6 protein-coding genes are annotated in these 7,907 nt (G+C 33.4%); 4 read left to right on the plus strand and 2 right to left on the minus strand.

All coding sequences use genetic code 11. The features are described 5' to 3' along the window. Window positions 1–231: 231 nt before the first annotated feature. Entirely contained in the window at window positions 232–1,692 is a 1,461-nt protein-coding gene (gene guaB, locus IV513_RS14325; RefSeq protein WP_209391240.1) for an IMP dehydrogenase, read from the plus strand. 75 nt (window positions 1,693–1,767) lie between these two features. Here guaB and IV513_RS14330 read toward each other — a convergent pair whose 3' ends face one another. After that, window positions 1,768–2,832: a DUF4407 domain-containing protein gene (locus IV513_RS14330; RefSeq protein WP_209391241.1), complete on the minus strand. Its 1,065-nt coding sequence runs from the start codon at window positions 2,830–2,832 to the stop codon at window positions 1,768–1,770. Between the two features lie 228 nt (window positions 2,833–3,060). Between IV513_RS14330 and IV513_RS14335 the strand changes: the two genes are divergently transcribed. From IV513_RS14335 to IV513_RS14345, 3 genes are all read left to right on the plus strand, one after another. Then, complete coding sequence (locus IV513_RS14335; protein WP_209391242.1) at window positions 3,061–5,199, plus strand: DPP IV N-terminal domain-containing protein; 2,139 nt, start codon at window positions 3,061–3,063, stop codon at window positions 5,197–5,199. Window positions 5,200–5,391: 192 nt separating this feature from the next. Further along, on the plus strand, window positions 5,392–6,369 hold the full coding sequence (locus IV513_RS14340; protein WP_209391243.1) for a T9SS type A sorting domain-containing protein: 978 nt from the start codon (window positions 5,392–5,394) through the stop codon (window positions 6,367–6,369). Window positions 6,370–6,449: 80 nt separating this feature from the next. Continuing rightward, window positions 6,450–7,217, plus strand: coding sequence for a DUF3575 domain-containing protein (locus tag IV513_RS14345; RefSeq protein WP_209391244.1), 768 nt, complete (start codon window positions 6,450–6,452; stop codon window positions 7,215–7,217). Between the two features lie 43 nt (window positions 7,218–7,260). Here the strand turns inward: IV513_RS14345 and IV513_RS14350 are convergent, their stop codons facing one another. After that, window positions 7,261–7,473, minus strand: coding sequence for a hypothetical protein (locus IV513_RS14350; protein ID WP_209391245.1), 213 nt, complete (start codon window positions 7,471–7,473; stop codon window positions 7,261–7,263). Window positions 7,474–7,907: the final 434 nt, after the last annotated feature.

Here is a 7,907-nt window from a genome sequence, read left to right on the forward strand (position 1 = left end):
ATAACTTCTTTTACCATGATTCAATATCTCAATTTTTTCGTCTTCAAGAGAAGTTTGAATAAGTTAAAAATTAATTTGTGCTAAATGCACAACAGGTATATTTAATTTTGTAAAGTCACTGTTTCAGTGGCTTTTTTGCGATTTATATAATGAATTGTTAAGTTTTGTTTAAACTATAATATGCGATTTTCGTATGTCAACAAAAATGTTTAATTTTGCAAGAAAGTAAAGATGTCTATTCATAACAAAATTGTAGAGACAGCCATCACTTTCGATGACGTGCTTCTAGTTCCTTCTTATTCTGAAGTTTTACCTAATCAGGTTTCATTAAAATCAAGACTTACCGATAAAATTACGCTGAACGTTCCTATCGTTTCCGCTGCAATGGATACTGTTACAGAGGCAGATTTGGCAATTGCATTGGCAAGAGTGGGCGGTTTGGGTTTTATCCATAAAAATATGACTATTGAAGAGCAGGCGGCTCAGGTAAACAGAGTAAAACGTTCTGAAAACGGGATGATTTCTGATCCTGTTACTCTTTCCAAAGATCATACACTTGGACAGGCAAGAGAGCTAATGTCTAGCTATAAAATCTCCGGATTGCCTGTGGTAGATGCAGATAATGTATTAATAGGAATTATTACCAACAGAGATGTAAAGTATCAGGAAAATTTAGATATAAAGGTTGAAGAGATCATGACGAAAGATAAGCTGATTACTTCTGATAAAAATACGAATCTCGAAAAAGCAAAAGAAATTCTTCTTAAAAACAGAGTTGAAAAACTTCCGATTGTTGATGCTGATAATAAATTGGTAGGTTTAATCACCATTAAAGATATCGACAATCAGTTAGAATATCCTAATGCCAACAAAGATCAAAATGGTAGACTGATTGTTGGAGCTGGAGTTGGAGTTGGAGAAGATACTTTAGACCGAATTGCAGCTTTAGTAGAAGCCGGAGTAGATATTATCGGAATAGATTCTGCTCACGGTCATTCAAGAGGAGTTTTAGATAAAATAGCTGAAATTAGAAGAGCATATCCGGATTTAGATATCGTTGGAGGAAATATTGTAACTGCCGATGCCGCTAAAGATTTAATTGAAGCCGGAGCAAACGTTCTTAAAGTAGGAGTGGGACCCGGTTCTATCTGTACAACGAGAGTTGTTGCAGGAGTTGGAGTGCCGCAGTTATCTGCAATATATAATGTATATGAATATGCTCAAACTAAAAATGTTGCTGTAATTGCTGATGGAGGAATAAAGCTTTCCGGGGATATCGTAAAAGCTATTGCAAGCGGAGCGGGTGCAGTAATGTTGGGCTCGCTTCTTGCAGGAACCGATGAAGCTCCGGGAGAGGAAATTATTTTTCAGGGAAGAAAATTCAAAACTTATCAGGGAATGGGAAGTCTTTCTGCCATGAAGAGAGGCGGAAAAGAAAGATATTTCCAAAGTGAAGCTAAAAAATTTGTTCCTGAAGGAATTGAAGGAAGAGTACCAAGCAAAGGTAAATTAGAAGATGTTATTTTCCAGCTAACTGGTGGGTTAAGAGCAGGTATGGGTTATTGCGGAGCAAAAGATATTACCGCTTTACAAACCGACACCAAGATGGTAATGATTACCGGAAGCGGATTAAAAGAGTCTCATCCTCACGATGTAATCATCACACAGGAAGCTCCAAATTATTCTTTATAGAAATATAATTCATTCATTGAAAAAAAATCGCCAGTTGTATTGATAACTGGCGATTTTTTATTTATAATCGATACCTTAAAGTTTACGTTTAAAATCATTTATTCTGAAATCAGTCAATGCATTTCCTTTTTCAATTTTTTCTTTAGAATAAAGCCTGAAATCATTCTCTGTTTTTTCCAGAAGATAATCATAAGGACCAACAGAAGAAATGAGCTTAATTAAAACAGGAGAAACTTCAAGACAAATAAACAGTCCCATTATAAATGCAGCAGCAGTAGCAATTATTGCAGAGCCCTTTCCTAACTCATCTAATGCTTGGATTCTAGCAGCGAATCCGTTATACTTATCCTCGAAAGTTTCAATAGATTTCCTTTCGGTTTCCAGATTATTATAAACATTAGATATTTCCTTGTCAAGATATTCTAGTCTTGCAGCTGTTTGATTCTGATAGTTTTCCAAATCTCTCTTTCGCTGCTCTTTCAATTCTTGCTTTCTTTTGGCATTAGGTCCAAAGCCTTCTTTTCCGCTGGTTAGATTAGATTGTTTACCCAGAATTTCTTTTTCGAGTTCCACAGCAGCAGAGTCGTAAGACTTTTGATATTGAGCCAGCTTTTCCGCAATTTGTTTTTTTTCAGTTTCAAAAGGAGCATTTTGTTGTAAAATTCTCCCGTTCATCTGTGTTTGAAGATCCTTTTTATTTCTTTGAATAATGGTGTTGAGTTGCTTATTAACCTCTTTTTCAAAAATTTTGAGTTCTAATGGCTTAGAAATAATAATTCCTAAAAATGTTGCCAAAATAAGTCTTGGGATCGACATTAAAATTTGGTTCCACCATGTACCTGTTTTTTTAATAGATGAAACAATATATCGATCCAGATTAAAAATCATTAATCCCCACAACAATCCGAACCCTAAAGATGCCCAAAACTGATCAAAAATGGTAAAGATGGCATAGGTTGAAGATAAGGTGGCAAAAACAGCGGTGAAAAGGACAATTCCACCAATACCAGCAAATTTATTCCATTCGCTGGGTGTTTTCCTGAGAATATGAATGTTAGCTCCTGAACAAATCATTAAAAATTTTTGGAACCAATTAATTTTATGCTGATTATATTGCAATAGTGAAGATGTATTTCTCATGATGATATTATTCTAAAATAAGTATACCAAATTACAACATTGTTACAAATAGTAATAGGTTTTGCAAAGTAAAATTTATGATGTTAAATTGTCTTCTCTTTATCTTGTATATATAAGTAATAATAGTGTTTAAGCATCCTCTTTATTTTCCTAAATTTGGTTGCAGTATTTTTTTGCAGTCATCAACTCGCATTAATTTCTTATTTTTGACGGATTCAAGATTAAACAATGAAATTACATCAATTTTCTTTATTCATGGTACTTCTCGGAGGAACAGCTCTTGCTCAGACTCAGAAATTTACGATGGCAGAAGCAGTGAACGGATTAAGAACAAACTTAGCAGTAAAAAGTATCTCGCAGTTCAGTTGGTCAGACGACAGCAAATCTTATATTCAGGGAGTAAAAGGAGGTTATCTCATTACCGACCTAAAAAACAATAAGCAGGATACCCTTATTTCACTTTATCAGGTAAACAAAAACTTTCCCGATAAAAAACTGAAAGCTCTGCCTCCTGTAAAATTTACCAATAAGGCTAATGGTTATTTTACCGCAAACAATACGATGTATTGGGTAGAAAAATCTGGAAACGAATGGAAAATCAAGAAAAATTATTCTCTAGATGCAGAAGCCGCGAATCTTAAAACTTTAGCCGATAATCAAACTATTGTTTACACGGTAAAAAATAATCTTTATTTAAACAAAAACGGTAAAATTACATCCATTACCAACGATTCCAATGAAAATATAATTAGCGGACAGGCAGTTCACAGAAACGAATTTGGAATTAATGAAGGTATTTTTGCATCTCCAAATTCAGAAAATATTGCATTTTACCGCATGGATCAGACCATGGTTGCAGATTATCCTGTGATAGATTGGTCGGTAACTCCTGCCGTAAATCATAATATTAAATATCCTATGGCGGGTAAAACTTCGCATGAAGTCAGTTTAGGTGTTTATAATATTAAAAATCAAAATACTGCCTTTCTTAAAATTGATGGGGAAAAAGACCAATATCTTACTGCAATTACATGGAGCCCAGATTCTAAGTATATTTTTGTAGGGGTTCTCAACAGAGGACAAAATCATATGAAAATGAATCAGTATGATGCATCTACAGGAAATTTTGTACGCACATTGTTTGAAGAAACTAATGATAAATATGTAGAACCACAGCATCCACTTTTATTTTTCCCCAATTCTAATACCGATTTTATTTGGCAAAGCCAGAGAACTGGCTACAACCATTTGTTTCATTACAATTTAGAAAAAGGTTTGGTGTCTCAGATAACCAAAGGAGATTGGCTGGTTACCGACATCTTAGGCTTTAATGAAAAGAAAAAAGATATATACTATGTTTCTACTCAGGAAACTCCTTTAGAAAGACATATTTACAGAGTTAACAGGAATACCTTTAAAACGCAGAGATTAGACAGTGCAGAAGGAATGCATTCTGCTGTTTTAAGTAGTGATGGAAATTATGTGTTCGATATGTACAGTAATGCCAACAGTCCAAGAACAGCAAACATCATTAATACTGCAACGTTAAAATCTACCAATATTTTAACTTCCGAAAACCCGCTGAAGAATTATCAACGTCCGGAAATTAAAAATGTGACTTTAAAAGCAGACGACGGAACATTATTGTATGGGAAAATTATTCTTCCTACAGATTTTGATCCTAATAAAAAATATCCAACCATTGTTTATCTGTATAACGGTCCTCATCTTCAGTTGGTAACCAACACTTTTCCAGCATCAGGCAATCTTTGGTACGAATATATGGCTCAGAATGGATACGTTATATTTACGATGGACGGGAGAGGCTCATCTAATCGTGGTTTGAAGTTTGAACAGGCGGTATTCAGAAATTTAGGAACAACTGAAATGAATGACCAAATGAAAGGAGTACAATATCTGAAATCACTTCCTTATGTGGATTCCGAAAGAATGGGAATTCACGGGTGGAGTTTTGGTGGATTTATGACCACAAGCTTCATGCTCCGCCATCCGGAAGTTTTTAAAGTGGGAGTTGCAGGCGGTCCTGTAATCGATTGGAATATGTATGAAATAATGTATACCGAAAGATATATGGATACTCCGCAGGAAAATCCACAAGGATATAAAACTGCCAATCTTTTGGATAAAGTACAGAATTTGAAAGGGAAATTACTGATGATTCATGGAGCACAGGATGACGTTGTAGTTTGGCAGCATTCTATAAAATTCTTGAAATCTGCGGTAGATAACGGTGTTCAGATGGATTATTTTGTATATCCGGGACATCAGCACAATGTTGTAGGGAAAGACAGAGTTCATTTAATGCAGAAAGTAACAGATTACTTCGATTTGTATCTTAAAAAATAAGTTGAAATCCGGCACAATTTTGTGTCGGATTATTTTTTAAATGATAATATGATTTTCGTCCGAAATATTAATATTAGGAATTATGAAAATAGATTATCTTTAACTGAAATTTCAAATAAGATTGATAATAAAACATTTAGTGTAAATTATTTGAAATCAATTACTTTATTAACAACGTAAAAAATAATAATTATGAAAAAAACTTTACTTTTTATCTTTTCTGCCGGGTTATTTTCGGCGCAGACTACTATTACAAAAACATTTAATGATCCCGTTATTGGGGATGTTGTTAATAATGTTCTGGTTAATGGGACGGTAAACAATTCTTTAACAGGGAATAATGTTACTTTTAATAATTCATCTCTTACGGCAGGTTCTCCCGCAGTAGCCAATTATGTAGCTCCGACAACGACGGAGATTTCGACATTTCCAGGTACGACCATAAAAATGACAGGAAACGGAAATACAGCATTGTATAAATCGAGCACTTCCAAACTAGAAATAACTGGCTTGGTTACATCGGATGTAACCCTTAATTTTAGTACCAATAACGGAACTTTTATTGTTTATCCAATGTCTTTCGGGCAGACAGAAAATGATATAGTTGGCGGAACTTTCACTTCTGTATCGGCTGGAGTATCCGGAACTTTTACGGGAACTATTGTTATTACAGCAGATGCAGCGGGAACTCTTTTAATTGGATCTAAAACGTACAATAATGTTCTCAGAATAAAATCTGTACAGAATTTAAATCTTTTCGTTTCTGGAATTCCTGTAGGATCGGCAAACAATACTTCTTACGCCTATTACGACAGTCTTCATAAATTTCCTTTGCTTTCCACTACAAACGCAACAATTACTGCTCAGGGAAATCCGCAGACTACTGATGTTGCTCAGGCTTTGAATGAAACTTTTTTATCGGTTTCGGATGTAGCTAAAAAGGACAATATTCAGATTTATCCCAATCCTGCAAAAAATTTCATCAGCGTAAAAGGTGATGTAGAAAAAGGAAGTATTGTAAATGTATACAGTCTTGATGGGAAATTGGTAAAAAGTCTCCCATATACGTCTGAAAATATTGATGTTTCTGATCTTCCTGTTTCTTCTTATTTTATTGAAATCAATAAATCAAAATCAAGCAACTGGAAAAGTAAATTGATTAAGCAATAGTTTTCAACAAAATAAGATATTCAAAATCAATAAGAATTGATTTTCAAAATTTGCACCATAATTTAATTGAAACTATTACCATGAAAAAACTATTATTTTTTATTTCTGCATTATTGATGTCCGAAATTTCGGCGCAAGACGTTGTAGGAAATACCACGCAAAATTCTGTACCTGAAGACAAGATGAATATCATTAAAACCAATGTTACGGCTTTTGCTTTCAGGAATATCAATCTATTTTACGAAAGGTCTATCAATCGTTGGTTTGCCATAAATGTTGGATTTGGAACGGTTTTGGAAGGCTCCGTTCCTTTTATGAATGCTTTTTTGAGTAAAGAGGACGAAAAAGATTTTCAAAATATCAGAGTAAAAGCGTCAAATTTTACTATTGAGCCTCGTTTTTATATCGGAGAAGGATATGGAAAAGGATTTTATTTTGCACCGTATTATCGTTATTCCAAAGTTTCATCCAATACATTCGATTTTATGTATGATTACAATGCTTTAGGAACAACTTATGAAATTCCGCTAAAAGGAAAAGGAGATGCAAATGGAAACAGTGGGGGACTCATGGTAGGAGCACAGTTTTTTCTAAACAAACAGCATAATTTAGTGTTAGATTTCTGGATTGCTGGAGCTCATTACGGATCTGGAACTGGTGATTTTACTTTAAGAAGTGATGTTTTGCTAACTCCGGAAATGCAGGCTCAATTGAAAAAAGAAATAGAGAATCTGGATATTCCTTTTGTTAAATATACAGTAGAAACCAATTCTAATGGTGCAAACATTAATGTAAATGGACCTTGGGCGGGTCTTCGAAGTGGATTTTCTCTGGGATATAGATTCTAAAAATAAAAAAAGCGGTAAATGAAAATTTTACCGCTTTTTTATGCTAACTGTAACATTCTCTGAATCTTGAAATGAGATTGTCGAGTGTATGTCTTTGTACATAAACCGTTTTTACGTCTTCATATCGGGGAGATTTGTAAAATACTTCATGGAAATCCATACTTCCGTTTCCTACTTTTACGATTTTTTTCACTTCGATATTTAATTTTTTTAGTTCTTCTTTGAAAACTGAAAATTCGTCTTGGATACTATTCATCTTATTATTTTTGGTTTTAGTTAATAAATTTGGTTTTTTATTGTAATGATCCCTTTAAAAAAAGTTAATTTTTTAAATTTTAATTAAAATTACAATTTTTTTTGGATTAATTGCAGGGTATTGCAAAGAATTTATATAAATGCAAAAGTTATACCTAACTATATTAATATTAACTAAATGTTAATTTAAAATGAAATTGATATTAATTACATCCTTTGGTTCTATAACTACCAATATAAAAAAGCTCAAATCTTAGATTTGAACTTTCTAATAATGTAAATTATTTTGATAGATTTTAATGTGAAAATAATTTATTTTAACAAAGAAAATTATAAAATTATTTGATTATCCGTTTTTAATCATAACCCTGTAATGTTAGCAATAATAAGCCTTTCAAAGAGGCTATCTCCAAAATATCTTCGATTTAGCTTGTA

Source organism: Chryseobacterium sp. RR2-3-20 (assembly GCF_017808115.1).
Taxonomy (GTDB): Bacteria; Bacteroidota; Bacteroidia; order Flavobacteriales; family Weeksellaceae; genus Chryseobacterium; species Chryseobacterium oryzae.

Coding starts and splice junctions, on each gene's coding strand:
- guaB (WP_209391240.1), top strand. CDS start 232: ATGTCTATTCATAACAAAATTGTAGAGACAGCCATCACTTTCGATGAC.
- IV513_RS14330 (WP_209391241.1), bottom strand. CDS start 2,832: ATGAGAAATACATCTTCACTATTGCAATATAATCAGCATAAAATTAAT.
- IV513_RS14335 (WP_209391242.1), top strand. CDS start 3,061: ATGAAATTACATCAATTTTCTTTATTCATGGTACTTCTCGGAGGAACA.
- IV513_RS14340 (WP_209391243.1), top strand. CDS start 5,392: ATGAAAAAAACTTTACTTTTTATCTTTTCTGCCGGGTTATTTTCGGCG.
- IV513_RS14345 (WP_209391244.1), top strand. CDS start 6,450: ATGAAAAAACTATTATTTTTTATTTCTGCATTATTGATGTCCGAAATT.
- IV513_RS14350 (WP_209391245.1), bottom strand. CDS start 7,473: ATGAATAGTATCCAAGACGAATTTTCAGTTTTCAAAGAAGAACTAAAA.